We start from the raw sequence: 18,820 nt of genomic DNA, 5'->3' as shown, positions 1-18,820 counted from the left end.
CCACGGAACCACCTGAAGCATCTCAGAGGAGTCCGAGTGAGCAGTACGGGAGCGAGCGCGGAATCGGGTTCGGATACGAGTACGAGGACGGGCGCGTTGACGGGCACGGGGGCCGGGGCCGGCGCGCGGGTGAGCGCGAGCACCGGGGCCCTGCACCGGTTCGTCGTCTTCGGGGACGTGGTCGGCTCCGGACGCCTGGGCATGGGGGACAAGCGGCTGGTCCGCGCCGCCCTGTACGAGGCGTTCGGCGAGGCGTACGCGTCCGTGGGCATCGAGCCGGGCACCGTGCACCAGGAGGACCGTGGTGACGGCATCCTCGCGGCGCTCCGCCCGGACGTTCCGCCGGACCTGATGGCCGGCCGCTGGATCGACACCCTCCACCGGAGCCTGCGCGAGCACAACGCGCGCGGCCGGGTACGGCTGCGGCTGCGGGTCGGCATGAACGCGGGGCTGGTCCTCGACGACGGGCGCGGACTCGTCGGCCGCGCCGTGGACCTCGCCTGCCGGCTCTGCGACAGCGCGCCGGCGCGGCGGATCATGGCGGACGTCCCGGACTCCGACCTGCTGATCGTGGTCTCGGACTGGCTCTACCGCACGGTGGTGGCCGAGGGCGGGCGGTACATCGAGCCGGACCACTACCGCCGGGAGGCCGTGGTCGCCAAGGAGACCGCGGAGGACGCCTGGTTCCTCGTGCCCGGACTCCTCGCGCCGCCCCAGGACCGCCGGGACCGCGAGCGGGACGGCGGCCGCGAGGCCGCGCGTGACCCGCGGGACGGCGGACACAGGACCGGCGGTGGGCCGTCGCGGGGGGATGGCCCACCGCCCGCACCCGCTCAGGCGCCGGGCAGCCGGACGTACACGGCGGGCCGCGACATGCAGATCGTCGAAGGCAACACGTTCCACGGGGGGTTCACCGGCATCCGTAACGACGGCGGCGGCCGTGACGACGACTCCCGCGGCGACTCCCGCGACAACGCCCGTGCCGCCGCGCGTCGCGACGAGGACGGGCACGGCGGCAGGGAGCGGCGGGCATGAGCGACGACGACCTGGAGCACGGCGCGGAAGCGCCCCCCGACCCGGCGCCCGAGCCCGCCAAGGACGGCGGCGACGCGCACGACGGCGCCCGGAGCGGCGGCGAAGGCACTCCCGAAGCGGCCCCCGAGCCCAGCCCCTTCGCGCGCGTGGACCGGAGTCCCGGCGACGCGGGCCGGACCGGCAGCGCCGGCACGGCGCGTTCCGCGCGCAGGTCCCTGCGCGGCGGCTCCGCGCGGCCGGGCGACCACCACACGGCGGCCGGCCGCGACGCCTTCGTCCAGCACGGCGACCGTTTCAGCTACTACCTCGGCGACCGCCCCCACTTCGTCCAGGGCGCCGTCCCCGCCGAGACCCTGGACCACCTCGACGAGGTCTACTGCGAGACCGCCGGCTACCAGCGGATGAAGGAGCGGCTGCGCAGCCACCGCGTCCTCGTGCTGTGCGGGGAGCCGGGCAGCGGACGCAGGACCACCGCGCTCGCCCTGCTCGCCGAGGTGGTCGGCAGTGCCACGACCGGCGCGGAGGACGAGGCGGCTCCGGGACGCCGGGTGTTCCGGCTCGACCCGCGCCACGGAGTCGACGAGATCACCGCGGACGCCCTCCACGAGAACGCGGGACACCTCCTCGAACACCCTACGGAGGACGTCCGTCCCGAACACGGGCCGCGGCACGCCGGGCGGGAGCGCGCCGACCGCCCGCCGACGGCTCCGGCCCGCCTCTCCGAACTGCACCTCGACCGGTTCGCCGACCTGCTCGACGGCGTCGGCGGGTACGCGGTGGTCGTCGTCGACAGCGGCGACCTCGCCGACCGGCTGCTGCGCGGACGGTACGGGACGTACTGCGCGCCGCCGCCCGCCGGCCAGGTCCTTCACCGCCATCTGCGGCTGCTGCTGCGCGACGCGCCCGAGGAGGCCCTGGCCGAGGCGCGGGCGCTCGCCCGGCGCCCCGACGTGGTCGCCGCCCTCGGCCTCGAAGAGCTCCAGCCGCGCGAGGCCGCCCGGCTCGCCGCCCATCTCGCCGGCCACCGGCGGGGCGAACTGACCGACGCGCGGCTCCTGGAGGAGTGCGGCACCTTCGTGCAGGCCCAGGCACGCGCCTGGTTCGCGGGCTCCGACCGGCCCGGCTCGCTGCCCGAGGCGCTGCCGCGGCTCGGCGCCGCCGCCCTGCGGATCTCCGTGGCCGTGTTCAACGGCTCCGCCTACAGCATCGCCTCCGAGGCCGCCGAACTCCTCGCCTGGGAACTGGCTGTCACCCTCGACCCCGAACACCCGGCGGGCCGACGCCTGTTCGGCACCCATGCCGAGCACCGCCCGGTCCTCGCCCGCTCCGTCCTGGAGGACACCGAACTGGACCTCGGCCCGGCCAAGGTGCCCGCGCGGACCGTCCGCTTCCAGGGCGACGCGCTCGCCACCGCCGTGCTCGCCGAGGTCTGGCACGGCTACCACAACGTCCGCGGCCCGGTGGCCCGCTGGCTGCGGGCCCTGTGCGACGACGGCCGCTCCGAGGTGTGGGTGCGCGCCTCCCTCGCCGCCGGGGTGCTCTGCTCCTGGGACTGGATCCACGGCTTCCGCGAACTCGTCGCCCCGCTCGCCGTCACGGACGACCCGACGGCGCGGATGGCCGCGGCGACCGCCCTCGCCGAGGCCGCCCGCGACCCCGAGGTGCGCCCCGCCGTCGCCGCCGTCCTCAAGGAGTGGGCGGCCTCGGAGGACTCCCGTCTGTGGGAGACGGCGTTGCTCACTCACGGATACGTGCTGGCCGCGGGCGGGCTCGCCGGCTCGCTCGACGCCATCGCGCGCGTGGTGCGCACCCACGAGGCCGGCGACGTCGACATGCTCGTGGTGGCCTCCTTCAGCGTCAACCGGCTGCTGGCGGCGGGTGATCCCGAACCGGTGCTGGGGCGCCTGGAACGCTGGCTGGCCGACGGCCGGCACAACCTGGGCAACGTCGCGCTCCTCACCGTGATCGGCGGCATGACCACCAGGACCACGCATCTGTGGGGGCTCCGGGACGTCCCCGAACTCGACGAACACGCCGCCCGCCCGCTGCTCCTCGCCCTGCTCGCCACCCGGCCCGACCTCGCCCCGGCGCTCGGCGCCCTGGTGGGGCGCGCCCTGACCACCGCGCGCTCCAGTGCCACGGCGCTGGACGCGCTGGCCAAGCTGCTGCGCCGGGCGGCGCGGGACGCCACGGCCCTCGACCTCGTCTGCGGACTGCTGCCCCTGCTCTCGGCGGGACGCCGGGACCGCGACCGCCTCCGCGGACTTCTCGACCAGCTCGTACGGGACCGGGACCGGCCCCTGGACAAGCGCGCGGCGCGCCGGATGTGGGACGCCGTCGCGGAAGGAGCGCACCGATGACCGGGGCCTACGAGAACGAGCGCGGCCGGGAACCTTCCGGCCGGGAGGCGTACGACCAGGACGCGTACGAACGGGACGGGTCGGGTCGGGACAGGTACGACGGGGACGGATACGACCGCGACAGGCCCGGGCGGGACGGATACCGACGGGACGGGTCCGGTCGGGGCGCGCCGCGTCGCGCGTACGCCGGCCAGGACACGCCCCGGCGGGAGCCGTCGGGCGAGGAGCGGTACCGCCGGGAGACGCCCGACCGCGACGTACCGGGCCGGGACACGGCGGGCCGGGATGCCCCGGGCCGTGAGGTGGCCGGGCGTGACAGGGCGGACGGGGAGATCTCCCGTCAGGAGTCGTCCGCCCAGAGCTCAGGCCGGCCGCTGCTGCGCGAGATCAGCCCGCCGTACCGGCGCCGCAGCGGCGAGATCGCGGCGGTCCTCCTCTACCGCAACGGCGGTCACCGGGTCGTGTGGCCCGACCGCACGGAGGACAGCGGCAAGCCCTTCCTTGGCTCCCCGTACACCGTCTTCGAGGTGCGCCTGGGCCGGAACGTCACCGGGTTCGCCCTCAGGCTGCCCGCCGCCGGGGACGGCGCCTTCTTCGACGCGCGGGTCCGGGTGCGGTGGACGGTGGAGGACCCGTATCTCGTCGTCCGCGAACAGGTGCGGGACGTGGCCGAGTTGCTGCACGACGAGCTGTTCGACGGGCTGCGCTCGCTGTCGCGCCGCTTCCGGCTCACCGAGGCGCAGCGCGCCGAGGAGGCGGTACGGGAGACCCTGGCCACCGGCCGGCTGGTCGTCGGCCGCGACATCGGACTGCGCGCCCAGGTCTACGTGTTCGTCGACCTCGACGAGAAGGTGCAGGAAGAGGTCGCCCGGGCCGACCGGGTCGACGTGACGCTCACGGCCGACGTCCGGGAGGCCCAGGCGGCCCTGCACCGGGAGGAATGGGAGCGGCGGCGGGTGGCGGCCGAGGCCGCCGCCCTCGAGGAGATGTTCCGGCGCGGCGACCTCGCCCAGCTCGCCCACCACATGGCGCGCAACCCCGACAAGGAGATGGAGATCCGCGCCCAGCTCCTGCAGGAGAAGCGCGAGGGACAGGCCGACCTGCTGGCCGTGTTCAACCGGATGCTCGACTCCGGGGTCCTGGAGCGCCACGAGGTCGACGAACAGGCGTACCAGATCCTCCAGCATCTGCGCGGCAGCGCCGGCGCCGTCCTCGGCGGGGTCGCCGAGCGGGTTCTCGACACCAGCCGCAGGGCGGGCCGGCCCGCCCTGGAGCGCGCCGTTCCCGAACCCGCCGCGCCCCTCTGGGACGACGAGCCGGAACCCGAGCGTGAACCCGCGTCCGAGTTCGATCCGGAGTTCGATCCGGAGCCGGAGCCGGGATTCGAGCCCGAACCGGACGCTTCGACGGACCGCCGGGTGTACGAACCGACCCGCGTCCAGGCGTCCTTCGAGCGCGACGACGCCGAGAGCGACCGGGGCGGCCGGCGGGCCCGGCCGAGCGCCGACTTCGACGACTGGGACGACGCATGACCACCACACCCACGCCCGACGCCACCACGCCCGACACGTCACCCGATACCGCGCCCGGTGCCGTACCGCCGCCGCCCGCGCCCTCGCCCGAGCCCGCCGAACTGCGCGGCATGGCCGAGCAGCTGATGACCACCGTCCGCGAGGACATCGGACGCGCCGACACCAAGGCCGCGATCCTGCTGTCGGGTGCCCTCGCCTTCCTCGCCGTCGTCTTCTCCCGCGACCAGAACCCGCTGCCCGCCGGCGGCGCGCTCGCCGTGCTGGTCGTGGCCGGGCTGCTGTGGACCGCGGGCGTGCTGATGCTGGTCTCCGTCGTCCTGCCGCGCACCCGCCCCGGCGCCTCCCGCACCCTGCTGCGCGACCTCACCGCCGGCACCCCGACCGCCGACCTGCGCGCCCGGCTGGAGGCCTCCTCCGCCGACGCCACCGGCTGGTTCCTCGAACAGGCGAGCGTCCACGGGATCGTCCTCGCCGCCAAGTACCGGTGGCTGCGGCGCGGGGTCGCGGCCCTCGCGCTCGGCGTCCTCCTGGCCCTCCTCAGCGAACTGTGGTGACCCGCCATGTCCTCGACCGATCCGACGACCACCCGACGCGGCCGCCCGCGCGGCTTCCTGCTCCTCGCCGCGGCCCTGCTCGCCCTCGCCGGCCCGTTCGGCGTGCCGTCCGCGAGCGCCGTGGCCGGCGCGGCCGGTGCGGCGCCCGCCCGGGCAGCGGCGGCGCCGGCCTCCGAAGGCCCTGACCCGATCGACTTCGCCGTCGTCGTCGACCAGTCGAAGAGTCTCAGCGATCGGGACCTCGTCCGGGAGACCGAGGCGGCCGCGCTGCTCAGCCAGGGCGAGATCTCCGAGCGTTCCCGGGCGACCGTGATCGGCTTCGGCAGCTCGGAGAAGTCCGGCCAGTCGCCCGTGCGCGAGGTGTGCCCGCCCACCGTCGTCGACGGCGCGGGCCGCCAGCGCCTCAGCGACTGCGTGACCCGGCTCGCCCACCGCGACAGCGTGCGTACCGGCCCGGGAACCGACTTCCCGGCCGCCATCCGGCAGGCAGTCGCCCGCCTCACCGAGGACTCCGGCACGGGCGGCGCCCAGGCGCCGAAGACCCCCCGGGTCCTCTTCCTCCTCACCGACGGCCGCCTCGACGTCCGCGACAGTCCCGAGTACGGCGCCGACCCCGGCAGCCGCCAGGCCAACGGGGCCAAGCGCCTCGCCGACGAACTGGCCCGCGCCCGGGCCGCCGGCGTGCAGATCTGGCCGCTCGGCTTCGGCGGCGGGATCGATCGCGACGCGCTCACCGCGATGGCCGAGGGAGGCTTCCGCGGCGCCTGTTCCGACGTGCCCGGATCGGTTCCCCGGATGCGGGTCGTGTCCGGTTCGGCCGGCATCGACCGGGCGCTCCAGGAGACCTTCGCCGCCGCCCGCTGCGCCCGGATCGTCACGGGCGACGTGGCCCGGCCGCCCGCCGACCTGTACGTCACGATCCCGCCGATCGCCACCGACGGTTCCCTCACCGTCGGCAAGCACGACCCGAAGGTCCGCGTCACCTACTACGACCCCGAGGGCCGCAAGGTCCCGCTCCACGGGTCCTTCGACGGCTCGTCGTTCGAGGTCAGCGGCGAGGACGGGCCGGTGGAGGCACTGCGCGTCACCAACCCGCTGCCCGGCCGCTGGCGGGTGCGGGTCGAGGCCCCCGAGGGCCACCGCGGCCAGGAGGTCGCCGTCCGCGCCCTCTGGCAGGGCCGGCTGCGGTCCGCCGTCGTCCTCGACCCCGCCTCGCCCCGGCCCGGTCAGCGCACCGTCGTCGAGGTACGGCTGCAGACCCGGCGCGGTGTCGTCGTCGCCGACCCGCGCCAGCTGGAAGGGGTCACCGTCACGGCCCACCTCGCGGGCGACGGCTTCGCCCCGGTGGCGTTCCGGCTCGCCGACGACGGCCGGGCCCCGGACCGTACGGCCGGAGACGTCCGCTTCACCGGAACGGTCACCGTCCCCGCCACCGCCACCGGGGACCTGGAACTCACCACGAGCATGGCCGCGCCGGGCATCACCTCCGACCGGCGCCCCTTCCACACCCGGATCGCCGAGGGCACCCCGCCGGTGGTGGCCCAGCTCTCCCTGGAACGGGTCACCGCCCACCCGGGCGACGCCGTGCCGGGCGTCCTCCAAGTGGCCAACCACGACACCGTCCCGCACACCCTGCGCATCGCCCTCGCCGACGACGCGCCGGACACCCCGGACACCGGCACCGGGACCGGCACCGGGACCGGCACCGGCGGCAGCGGTCCGAAGGCAGGGAGCGCCGCGCCCCGGATCAGCCCGGAGACGGTCGTCGTCCCGCCCGGCGGGTCCGTCGACGCGAGGTTCACCGTCACCCTCGGCGCGGGCACGCCCCTCGGCGAACTGGGCTCCCGCCTCGCCGTCACCGACACCGCTCGGGCCGGAGAGACGCTCGACACCGCCTTCCTCGACGTCCACGTGGAGGCGCCGCCCACCTGGTGGGAGCGCTGGTGGCCGTACGTCATCGGGGGCGCGGTCGTCCTGGTCCTGCTGGCCGCCCTCATCGCCGTCCAGCTTCTGGCCCGGCGCCGCCGCCTGGACCTGACCGGTGTCCGGATCGAACTGCGCAAGGGGGGCTGGGTCCTGGACACCCTGGAGGTACGCGCGGGCCAGAGCCCCGGCGGGGAGTTCCGCTTCACCATCGAGGAACCGGCCGGCCCCGCCCCCACCCTGCACCACGCGCACGGTGCCGGAGCCGCCCACCGGCTGCGCAGGACCGGGTCCGGCGCGCTCCTGCTGCGCCCCGAGACGGGGCCCGAGACACCGGTGCACACCGCGGTCCCGGTCGAGGTGGCGGACGCCGAACTCGTCATCCGTACCCCCGGCGGCTTCCGCGGCCGGACCGGGCCGGTCCGCACCCCGCGCGGGGCGCGGCCGGGCCGCCCGCCACGGCGCCCGGACCCCGCGACCGCCCCGGGCGCCGACGGCACCGCCGCCGCGCCGTCCGCCCCTCCCGCCCCCGAACCGCACCCCGACTTCTGACCCGCCCGCGTGCCCGCGCCGGCACGCCCGACCCACGACGATCCACGGCCAGGTCCCCGTCCGGACGCGCGACCCCGCGCTCCTTCGGGCCTGAAGGGGAGACGATATGAAGATCTACCAGCCCATGCTGTTCGTGGGCCTCGGCGGCACCGGCGGACGCATCGGCAGCGAACTGGAACGCGGCCTGCGCCGCGAACTGTGCGGCCCCGACGGCACCGACCTCGTCGACGGCGGCCGGCGGCTGCCCTTCCAGCTGCCCGACTGCCTGCAGTTCGTGTACGCCGACTTCAGCGAGGCCGAACTGCTCGGCCAGCCGCAGTTCCGGGCCAGGGGAGCCGAGAGCGCCGCCTACGCCCGCACCTCCCGCATGGTCCGCGACCTGCTGCCCACCGACTGCGACTCCTCGCCCGAGGTCACCCGCATGCTGCGGATCGCCTTGCACGAGGAGACCCGGCACTGGCTGCCGCCGCAGGCCCGCCAGCCGCGCGTCGCCCCGCTCAGCTCCGGCGCCGGGCAGCTGCCCACCGTGGGCCGGGCCGCCCTGTTCGCCACCATGCGCTCGGGTCTCGCGCCCGTGGTGCGCCAGCTGCGCGAGGCGATCGGCGCCATCGGCGGCTCGGCCGGCGACCTCCAGCGGGTCGGCGGGGGCCGGATCCGCGGCTGCGACGTGTTCGTCGCCTTCTCCGTCGCCGGCGGCACCGGCGCGGGTATCTTCTACGACTTCATCCACCTCATCGGCGACGAGTTCCGCAAGTCGCGGGTCCCCGGCGTGAAGATCTACCCGCTCGTCGTCATGCCCTCCGCGTTCCCGCCCGAGGCGGGCGGCGGCCGCGAGGCCGAACTGAACGCCGCTCGCTCGCTCGTGGACCTTTCCCGGCTCGTCGACGACCAGAACGTGCCCGACGCGCTCGACGAGGTCGGCGATGTCGAACAGCGCGGCCGGATCAGCGTCCACTACCCCGGCGAGGGCGTGGTCGCGCTGCGCCCCTCCACCGTGCAGACCGCGTTCCTCTTCTCCAAGCCCGCCGTCATCGGCACCGAGGACCTGCGCCGTTCCATCACGGCCATGGTGATGTCGCTCATCGGCACCGAACTCGGCGAGGACAACGGCGCGGGCGGCCGGGCCGACGACGACTACCAGTCCTTCGCCGCCAGTTTCGTCAACAAGAGCGTCGAACGCTCCACCCCCGCCCGGACCGGTATCGGCTACCGCGGCATGTCCACCAGCCTGGCCGCCTCCCTCACCGTGCCCGTGGACGACCTCGCCGAGATCGTCGCCGCCCGGCTGCTCGCCCAGGCCGTCCGCGGCCTCGGCGACAAGGCCCGCCGCACCACCCCGGAGGACGGCCGGCTGGTCCAGGAACTGTTCAACCGCTCCGGCATCGGCCGGCTGTGGAGCCGCGACGCCCGCGACGTGCCCGCGCCCGGCCAACTGCCCAAGGGCGGCAAGGCCATCACCCAGGAGCTGCGCAACCGGCTCGGCGACATGGAGCACGCGCTGCGCCGCCTGGAGGCCGACCTCGCGCGCGAAGTGCCCCGGATCACCGCCGACTTCAAGCCCGGCACGGCCGTCCGCGAACTCCTCGGCGCGCTCAGCCCGTTCCGTATCGAAGGCATCCTGAACGGCATGCCGGGCCACGCCGACCGGGTCGCGGCGGCCGGCTTCACCGGCATGCTGGAGAACCGGCGCAACGACCCCGAACGGCCAGGCGACGTACAGACCTCCGCCCCCGTCATCCCGCACGTCAAGCGCGGCGCCGGCGGCCTCGTACCGGCCCGGTGGAGCGACCCCGACGTCCAGGACGCGCTCGCCCGCCAGGAAGCCTGGTACCAGTGGCGGGCCAGGACCCTGTGGCACCGCGCGTGGCAGGCCGGCGAGGCGCAGTGGCGGCCCCCGTTGCGCCGGGTCCAGCACCAGCTGGGCGAGTTCGCCAAGGCGCTGCGCGCCCACGAGCAGAGCGAGGGCAAGCTCTTCACCGACCGGCGCCGCGAGCTGTACCGCGACGACCGCACCGGCATCTCCTATCTGCTGCCCCCGCAGAACAACCTGCGCGCCTTCTACGACGACGTCCTCGACCGGCTCGTGCAGAGCGAGGGCCTGCCCGAGTCGACCGACGCCGCCGGACTGCTCGAACGGCTCATCGGCCCCGACGAGTGGCGCGGCGCCCTCGACGCCGTGGTCCGCTCGCCGGGCGCCGCCGTCAAGGAGATCAAGCAGGTTGTCGAGCGGCGGGTGAAGAAGCTGTTCGGCGAGGCCGACGACGACCGGTTCGCCCGGCCGCTGCTGCCGTCCATGGAACTGCTGCTGCGCGCCGCGGCCGGCGACGAGGCTGCCGAGTCCAAGGTCGACCCGCGCTGGCTGGAACAGTTCCGCGCCGCGCTCGCCGGACTCCTGCCGGTCGGCTTCAGCCCGGACGGCGGCGGCCCGCTGAAGATCCTCATCGTGCACCCGGCAAGCCAGGCCGACGGCCGGGCCGCGGACTACCTGCGCCAGGAACTCAACCTGCCGCCGCGCGCCACCCAGGAATACCGGGCCGTCGACACCGACTCCCTCACCGTCGTCCTCTTCCGCAGCGGCATGAACCTCACCGACGTCTCCGAGGTCCGTTCCGTGCTCAGCCTCTGGGCCGACGCCCGCGATTCGGGCGGCCAGGAGGACTTCCTGCACTGGCGGCAGCGGCTCGGCCACCAGGACGACTGGCTGGTCGCCACCGCGGAGGACCGGCGGCGGATCCTGCACCGGCTGCTGTGCGCGATGTGGAACGGCCACATCCGGATCGGCGGCCCGGCGGACTCCCCGCACCAGGTCCGCATCCGGCTCCAGGAGGGCGAGTCCGCCACGATGACGCTGCGTCTGGAGGAGTTCGACGGCGCCCTGTCGAGCTGGGCCGGGCTGCTGCGCGCGTACGAACGGTGGGCGCTGCTCGACGAGGGGCAGATCATCGAGGAGTTCTGCGGCCGGCTGATGCAGGCCGTACCCAAGGGCCTCACCACGACGCCCGCGGCCCCGTCCCCGCTCTTCGTCCACTTCGTCGAGAAGGTCGCCCCGCGGCAGCGGGCGCTCCTCGACCAGCTGGCCGCGGAGCACGGGGAGGAGTACACCGAATGGCTGGCGCCGTTGCGCGACTTCTGGGAGGTCACCTACCCGGCCGCGCTCGACCTGCGGTTCGCGGGCGCCGGCCACCCCGTCCGGCCCACGCTGCGGGCCCTGTTCGAGCGGCACGCGCCGGGCGGCGCGGGGCCGGCGGCCGGCGCGAGGCGGCCGGGCGCGGACCGGGACCCGGAGCCGGGATGGGGCGAGGGCGGCCCCGAGCCGGAGCCCGCGCCCGCTTCCGCGCCCGCGCCCGCTTCCGCGTCCGAGTCCGCGCCGAAGTCCGGCTCCGGGGGTGGCTCCCCGCAGCGGCCCGAGTCCGAGCCCGAGGGCGGCCGCTATCCGTGGGACCTGGACGGTGAGGACGTATGAGCCGGGACGTCGTCCCCGACCGGCCCGTGCCCGGTCACGCCGTCTGCCTGGACCTGAGGGCCGAGGCATACGACCCCGAGGACCGGTACGGCCCCGACGCGGCCGTCCGGCGGGCGCTGGCGGCGCCGCAGCCCGCGGGCGAACGCCGCTTCCTCGTCGTCGACGACGCCGACCGGCTCGTCGGCCACCAGCTCCTGCACGAACGGCTCTCCTCGTACGGCCCCGCGCGCGTCGTCTGCCTCGCCGTCGGCGCGCCGGAGGAGCGGACCCTGCGCCGCACCCTCACCCTGCGGCCCCCGGCCGCCGGGGTGCTGTGGCTGCTCGACGGCTTCCACGGCCCCGACACCGCCGCGCTGCGGCCGCTCGTGGACGTGCTCGCCACCCCCGAGGTGTTCGACGCCGTGCTGGACGCCCTGTGCCGGGTCGCCGACGGGGTCGCCGTGCCGTCGGTACGGATCCTGGAGCACGACCTGAGCGACGAGGCCCGGGCCCGTGCCTGGCGGCAGGCCGTCGCGGCGCTGACCGGCCCCGACGTGCCCGCCGCGGGCTCCGTCGGCACCGTCCCCGGCGAACTCGCCCCCCTGCTCGACGAGTCGGTGCCGGGCTCGCTGGCCGGACACGACTGGCTGCCCGCCCAGGGCCGTATCGGAGCCCGGCTGCGGGCCTGCGCGGACGCCCTCGACGAGGCCGCCGACGGCCACGCGCGCGTCCGCGGACCGGCCGGACTGCTCACCCGGCGGGCCGCGGACACCGATCTGCCCGGCGCCGTGGAACGGCTCGGCACCGCCCTGCGCGGCGTCCGCGACGGCGTCGCCGACGTCCTCGCCGTCGCGGGCGGCCCCCGGCCGAGCGTCGAGGAACGCGGACTGCTCGCCGACCGGGGCGTCCGGCTCCCCGAGCTGCCCCGGGAGGTCACGCGGACCGGCACCGTGCCCGCGCTGCGCGACCACACCCGGGAGCTGATCGCCCGCCGGCTGCCGCTGCGTTCGGTCGCCGCCCGCCTCACGGCCCTCGCGGCCCGGACCGCCCCGGCCGGCAGCGCCGCCCGGCTCACCACACTCGACCGGATCTGCGGACCGGCCCGCCTGGACCGGCTCAGCGCGCAACACCCGTTTCTCGCGGGCGGTTCCCGGCCCGCCGCCGCGGCGGTCACCGCGCTGCTCGCGCTGCTCGCGGGGCTGTGGCCGGTCCTCGGCTGGGTCCTCGGCCCGGCCGTCGGCCTGCTCGCCGCCGCCCTCGCCTACCGGACGCTGCGCCACCGGCCCAACCGTTCGCCAGACGGCCGGCTCGACGGCGGCGGCAGCGCGGGTGTCGCCCCGCGCCTGGCCGGCGGGCTCGCGGGCGGCCTGGCCGGTGCGGTGCTCGGCCATCTCCTCGCGCCGCCCCTGTGGGTGGGCGCGCTCACCCTGCCCGTGGCGGTCGGTTGCGTGGTCCTGCTCGCGCTGCGCGACTGGACCCGCGCCGTCGACGACTGGTGGGACCGCGTGGACGCACAGGACGCGGGCCGCGCGCTCCAGGAGATCCGGGCCCTCGTCGTCACGACCGCCGTCCACGACTGGCTGTTCGCCGAGGTCCGGCACCACTGCTCGGACGGGGCGGGCGCGGTCGCCCGGCTGCTGCGCGGCCTGGCGGCGACGGCCGACACCCATCCGGGCCCGGACGAGGGCGGGGGCGGGGGGAGTGGCGGCGGTACGGGGTCGCGTGCCGGCGCGCCTGCCGCGACCGTCCCGCACCAGACGGGCCCGGTCGACGAACCGCCGGCGGAGTCGGGCTGGGACTGGGACGACTGGTCGGACGACACCGCTCCCGGCGCGGTGCCGTCGTCGGACGGATGGTTCGGCGACGCCCCGCTCGCGGACGCCCCGCTCGCCGGCACTCCGGCTGCCGGCGACCGGTTCGCCGACGTTCCGCCCGACGGCGGTGCGCTCATCGGCGACCCGCCCCGCGAGGACGCGTTCGGCGGACCCGGGGCGGACCCACCGGATCCCGGGGTCGCCCCCGGCCGGCCCGAGCCGGCGTGGCTGGAGCGGCGGTACGGGGACGGGGGACCGGAGTTGGTCGACACCCTGGCCGAGGACCTGGTCGAGGGGGTCACCGCGATCCTCGACGGCTGCTGGGCGGGCATCGAACGCGACCCCGGCAACGCCGGCCGGCTGCGGCTCGACGGCCCGATGACCGCTCTGCTCGACGAGACCCGCACCCGGCTGGAGTGGGACGCCGCCGCGTCCCCGCCCGCCGGCCGGGAGGACCGGGGGCGGCCCGACGCGGCCCGCCTCACCGGAGTCGCCCCCGACGGCGTGACACGCCTGCTCGCGGCCGACGACGACCGGGACGCGACGGTCCCGTTGTGCGGCCCCGAGCACCTGCGGCTGCTGTCGCAGGACCCGGGAGCCGTACGGCGGGTGCGGTTCGTGCCGGAGACCATGCGGCGCGGCACCACCGGCGACGACATCTGGCGCCACGGCACCGAGGACGTGGTGTGGACCGACGCCGGCCGGCACGCGGGCGTGCTCCGGCTCGTCCCGCTCCGCGCCGACGTCGTCCGCACGATCAGGGCGGAGGAGGACGCGGCACCATGAGCGCACACCCACCCGAGGAACTGGAATTCCACACCCCCCAGGGAGATCCGGTCCGGTTCGCCGTCCGCTACGGGGAGGACACCCGGCCGCCCGGGCCGCCGCACCGGTGGACCCGGCCTCTCACCCTGGGCGCCGGCTGGTCCGTCACCCAGGTCCGGCTGCCCGCCTCCGCGCAGGGCGACCCCCGCGCGTACACCCTGCTCGAACGGGAGGTGACCGCCGCCGTCGCGCTCGAACGACGTTACGGAGCCGAGAAGTTCGCCGCCGTGTTCACCCGGATCGTCGGCTACGACCTCGACTGCGCCGAGCCGTTCGTGCTCTACCACCAGTCGGCCGGGGCGCCGCTGAGCGAGGCCCTGCCGGACCTCGGCGCGGAGCAGCACCGGCACATCGTGGGCCAACTCGCCTTCGCCGTAAGGCTGCTGGACGACGTCGGCCTGGTCCACCGGGCCCTCGCGCCCGACACCGTGCGGTGGGACGGCAGCCATGTGCGGCTGAGCGAGCCGTACGCGGTGCTGCGCGCCGGGGAGGCCCGCGAACCGTTCGGCGCCGCGCCCTGGGCCTCGCCCGAGCAACGGGCCGGGAGCGGCGCCGCCGACTCCCGCGACGACCTCTGGTCGGTCGCCCGCATCGCCTATCTGCTGCACTCCGGGCACCCCGGACCGCCCGGGCGTACCGACCGGGCCGACGGGCCACCGGACGACCTCGGCGACTACCGGCGGCTCGCCGTCCTCGCGCAGAGCGGCCTGTTCGCCGCCGAGGCCGCCGCCCGCCCCTCGCCCGCCGCGCTCCTGCGGCTGCTCCGGCTGCCCGACCCGCTCGCCCACACCGCCGGTGCCGCCGACCCGCTCGACGCCGGCCGGCAGCGCTACACCACCGAACTCGCCCGTAAACAGGCCGTCTTGCGCGCGGCGCGCGAGGACGCGGAGGAGCCGACGCACGAACCCCCGTCACCCCCGCCCCGCCGCGGCGGTCTGCGCGCGCTGCTCTTCGGCGACCCGCCGGACCGGCCCGGCCGCCCCGGCTCGCCCGACCGGCCGACGGATTCCGGGCCCCCGTCCGTCGAACAGGCCGAGGACGGCACGCGGATGTGCCCGCACTGCCTGCTGCCCGTCGCGTACGACGAGAGTCTCCTCGTCACCATCGACGCCAAGGGCAACCGCATCCGGCTCGACCTGTCCGCCGAGAACCGGCCCGGCCGCCGGCAGGACCTGCTGCGGACCGCGTACCAGCTGTGTCCGGACGGTGGCGACGGCGACGAGGCGCACGAGCTGCCCGTCCCGTACCTCACCAACGGCCGCCCGCTCTCGATCGCGTTCGTCGGCAGCTCCGCCGTCGGCAAGACGCATCTGATGGCCGCCATGCTCGGCGAGGTCGAGCTCGGCGGCCTGGAGCCGTACGGGCTCAAGTGCCTGCCGCTGAACCCCGAGGCCCACCGCACCTATCTGCGCGAACGGGTGCAGCGCCTCCAGCAGGGCCGGCAGCTCGGCCGCACCGGACAGCAGACCTTCGCCCGGTTCGCCGACGGTCTGCTCGTGTCCGCGCCCGGCCGCGTCCCGCGCCCGGTCGTCTTCTTCGACCTGGCCGGCGAGGACCTCGTCCAGGACGGCGCGGTGACGAGCTTCCTGCTCGGCGTGGACGCCTTCGTGTTCGTCGTCGACCCGCTGCGCGCGCTGCGGATGCCGTCGCTCGACCCGGTGCGCGAGCGGTACGGGCTGCCGCGCCGCGATCTCGGTGACGAGGCGTTCGCCACCGTCCTCAACCGGCTGGACCGCCCGCACGGATTCGTCGCGGCGCCGGCCGCGCTCGCCGTGAACAAGAGCGACCTGCTCCGCTTCGAGCCCGTGGTGGACGACTGGCTGGGCCGGGCGCTGCCCGCGCGCCACGACCCGGCGGCCGAGACGGCGGAGAGCCGCGACGCGTACGCCTTCCTGGCCCACCACGCGAGCCCCGCGTGGCTGAAGCCCTTCGACGACTGCGCGCGCTGTTCCCTGCACTTCGTCGCCGCGACCGGTGGGCAGGCTCGTGACGACCGTTTCCCGCACGGGGCCCGGCCCCGCCGGGTGCTCGGACCGCTGGTGTCCATTTTCGCCGCGTGCGGGCTGCTGGAAGGGAGTGACCGATGACGCGAGAACACGCGCGAGGGCGAGCGCGGGCCCAGGACGAGGCCGACCAGATCGTCTTCCGCTGGGACGGCGACAACGCCTCCGGGAACACCGGGTTCGGGCCGGTGGCCTGGTCGGGCGACCAGGAGGAGGCGGAGGCGCTGTTCCAGAGCGCCGGGGCGGTGCTGCGGGCGAGCGGGGAGGAGGTCCGTCCCGCCCTGGTCCGGCTCGAAGGCCGGGGCGAGGTCGTCCTGATCCGCCGCACCCCGTGGACCGATCCCGGCGGTGGATCCTCCACGCTCTGCCATGCCCTCATCGGCTCCCGCGACCTCCTGGACCCGGCGCGCTGTCTCGGCCTGCACACCTGGACCTGGGACGGCGCGGACCTGCCGCTCGCCCGGGTACGGGGCGAGCTGTCGGTGGTACGGAAGCAGGCGCTGTTCCCGGCAGCGGAGCGGGGCCTGCGCACGCTCGACGCCCGGTTGGCGGGCGCCGAGCGGGAACTGGCGGGCGCGGTGGCGGAGTTGCTGCGCCGGCCGCAGGGAAACTTCACGTTCCTGGACCGGCGGGGCGACACGGCGCTGCCGGTGCTGTGGGGGCTGTACAGCCTGTTCGGCCGGCTCACCGACCGCCGGTGGAGTTTCGCCACCCACGACACGGCCGAACTGCCCGCCATCCGTTATGTGTTCGTCGGCCGTTGGGCGGGCGCGGCCAGCCGCAACACCGACCGGCACCGGGCCGATCCGTCCGAACGGTCCGGTGACGAAGCGGAGTCGCTGGCGGGCCGCCTGGTCGCGCACCATCTGCGGTTCATGGGCGCCGGCGGGGACCGGAAGGGGGTGGTGGGCGCCGAACTGGGGCATTCTCTGGCCGGGCCCGGAGCCCCGCTCCGTGACACGGTCCGGGCGGCCCTGGCCCGACTCGACCGCCGCTTCCCACCGGAGCGGCCCGCGCCGCCGCCTCAGGGAGCCCGGCCGTCAGGGTCGTCCGGGACGTCCGGGACGTCCGGGACGTCCGGGACGTACGGACAGCCGGGCAGGCCGGAGCGACCGGAGAAGCAAGAGCAGCCGGAGAGGCCGGAGAAGCGGGAGCAGCCGGAGAAGCCGGAGAAGCCGGATCAGGGCGAGGCGTCCCGGCGGTCCGGGCGGCCGGTGTGGTCGGAGGGGCTGGAGTGGTCCGACCCGCCGGAGACGAAGTCGCGGCAGGAGGAGCCGGAGCGGCCCGTACCCCCGACTCGGCCGCAACCGCAACCGCAACCGCAACCGCAACCGCAACCGAAGCCGCAGTCGCACGCGCAGTCGCCCGCGCGACCGCCGTCCCCGCCGCTGCCGCCGGCAGGGCCGGAGGCGCCGCAGACGTCGGAGCGGCCCGTACGCCCGGACTCGGCACGGAACCGGGAGGGGCTCGCGTGGGGCGAGCCGCCCGGTGCCGCCGCGCCGGCGCCCGAGGACGCCGCCCGGCCCGGTCCCGTACCGCCGTCTCCGCCTCCGCCGGACCCCGCGCCCGCCGCGCCGCCCGCGGCCCCGCCCTGGGGGCCCGTACCGTCCGAGCCGCCGGCCCCGCGCCGGGACGCCGCTCCCGAGCCGCCGGACCGGCCGGCGTGGGCCGGGCCCGGGGACGCCCGGCGCGGGTTCCGGGCGAAACGGCGGCGGTCCGCGCGGCAGTCGAGCGGTTCGGGGGTGTGGCTGTCGCGCGCGCGGACGGCCGAGGAGGCGCGGGACGCGGCCCGCGAGGCGGCGGATTCGGAACTCCTCGCCGCGCTCCGCGACCGGACGTTCCCGTACGCCGTCATGACCGCGCTCGTCCAGGAGATCGCCGGGCGGTACCCGTCGTGGGGTGCGGGACTCCGGGGCGAGCTGCTGGAACTCGTCATCGCGGAGGAGTACTTCGTCGCCCGCTCCCACCCCCGCGACCTGGTCGGTCCGGCCGAGCGGGCCGCCGACGCGGCGGCCCTGCACGACTGGGCCGTGCGCCCGTTGCTCGGCGGCCGGAACGCCGGCGCGGTGCCGGCCGACCGGATCGCCGGGGTGCTCGCCCGGCTCTGGGCGAGCCCGGAACCGGCGGCCCAGGGCGTGTTCCGAGGGATCGTCGAACGCCCCGGGCTGCCCGAGTCCGTCCTGCGCGCCCTGGTCCTGGACCTCCCGCGCCCGGCGGCCCCGCGCGCCGCACCCGCCCCTCGGGTCCCGGCCCAGCCCACGGCCTCGCCGGCTCCGCCCTCCCTGCCCCCGGTCTCTCCGCCCCCGGCCCCTCCGGCTCCCGCCGATCCGCCGCCGGTTCCGCGCTCCGTCCCCGCGCAACCGGCGGCGCCCGCGGACACGCTGTCCCTCCGGCCCGTACCGCCGAGGCCCGTGACCTCCACGTCCCCACCCCCGCCGGTGGCCCCGCAGCGTGCCGCGCCCCCACGCGCCGTCCCTCCGGCGCCCGCAAGCCTCCCGGCCCCTCGTCGCGACGACACCGGCGCCCCGGTCCCGCGTCCCGCCCCCGAGCCACCGCGGCCGTCCCAAACACGGCCGCCGGAACCGCGGCCGTCCGAAACACGGTCGTCTGAAGCGCGGCTCTCCGAAACGAGGGAATCCGCACCTCACCCGTCCCCACCGCAGCCGCCCGACGCGCCGCCCGTGGAGCACGCCAAGCACGGGCAGCTCGCGGTGATCGTGCTCCTCGGCGTGGCCGCGTTGCTGATCACGGTGCTGGTGGCGATCCTCGTGTAGGCCGGC

9 protein-coding genes are annotated in these 18,820 nt (G+C 76.4%); all 9 read left to right on the top strand.

Going from position 1 to position 18,820, the window contains the following annotated elements:
* Positions 1-96 precede the first annotated feature (96 nt).
* The 9 genes from ABZ693_RS01835 (at position 97) to ABZ693_RS01795 (ending at position 18,814) form a co-directional block, all read left to right on the top strand.
* The gene (locus ABZ693_RS01835; protein WP_359872252.1) at positions 97-1,035 is read left to right on the top strand and encodes a hypothetical protein; all 939 of its coding nucleotides are present in this window, start codon (positions 97-99) and stop codon (positions 1,033-1,035) included.
* Positions 1,032-3,395 carry an nSTAND3 domain-containing NTPase gene (locus ABZ693_RS01830; protein ID WP_359872250.1) on the top strand — a complete coding sequence of 788 codons (2,364 nt, stop codon included), beginning with the start codon at positions 1,032-1,034 and terminating at the stop codon, positions 3,393-3,395. Before ABZ693_RS01835 ends, ABZ693_RS01830 begins: the two co-directional genes overlap by 4 nt.
* A complete protein-coding gene (locus ABZ693_RS01825) occupies positions 3,392-4,927 on the top strand; it encodes a hypothetical protein (protein WP_359872248.1) in 1,536 nt (511 codons plus the stop codon). The genes ABZ693_RS01830 and ABZ693_RS01825 overlap by 4 nt, the downstream gene beginning before the upstream one ends.
* The gene (locus ABZ693_RS01820; protein ID WP_359872246.1) at positions 4,924-5,481 is read left to right on the top strand and encodes a Pycsar system effector family protein; all 558 of its coding nucleotides are present in this window, start codon (positions 4,924-4,926) and stop codon (positions 5,479-5,481) included. The genes ABZ693_RS01825 and ABZ693_RS01820 overlap by 4 nt, the downstream gene beginning before the upstream one ends.
* A 6-nt stretch (positions 5,482-5,487) precedes the next feature.
* A complete protein-coding gene (locus ABZ693_RS01815; protein WP_359872244.1) occupies positions 5,488-7,956 on the top strand; it encodes a vWA domain-containing protein in 2,469 nt (822 codons plus the stop codon).
* A gap of 106 nt (positions 7,957-8,062) precedes the next feature.
* Entirely contained in the window at positions 8,063-11,419 is a 3,357-nt protein-coding gene (locus tag ABZ693_RS01810; RefSeq protein ID WP_359872242.1) for a tubulin-like doman-containing protein, read from the top strand.
* Positions 11,416-13,998, top strand: coding sequence for a hypothetical protein (locus tag ABZ693_RS01805; RefSeq protein WP_359872240.1), 2,583 nt, complete (start codon positions 11,416-11,418; stop codon positions 13,996-13,998). Before ABZ693_RS01810 ends, ABZ693_RS01805 begins: the two co-directional genes overlap by 4 nt.
* The gene (locus ABZ693_RS01800) at positions 13,995-16,124 is read left to right on the top strand and encodes a hypothetical protein (protein WP_359872238.1); all 2,130 of its coding nucleotides are present in this window, start codon (positions 13,995-13,997) and stop codon (positions 16,122-16,124) included. The genes ABZ693_RS01805 and ABZ693_RS01800 overlap by 4 nt, the downstream gene beginning before the upstream one ends.
* Entirely contained in the window at positions 16,121-18,814 is a 2,694-nt protein-coding gene (locus tag ABZ693_RS01795) for a hypothetical protein (protein ID WP_359872236.1), read from the top strand. Before ABZ693_RS01800 ends, ABZ693_RS01795 begins: the two co-directional genes overlap by 4 nt.
* Positions 18,815-18,820 lie beyond the last annotated feature (6 nt).

Source organism: Streptomyces laurentii, assembly GCF_040635425.1.
GTDB lineage: Bacteria > Actinomycetota > Actinomycetes > Streptomycetales > Streptomycetaceae > Streptomyces > Streptomyces laurentii.
This window is presented reverse-complemented; position numbering and strand designations above follow the sequence as displayed.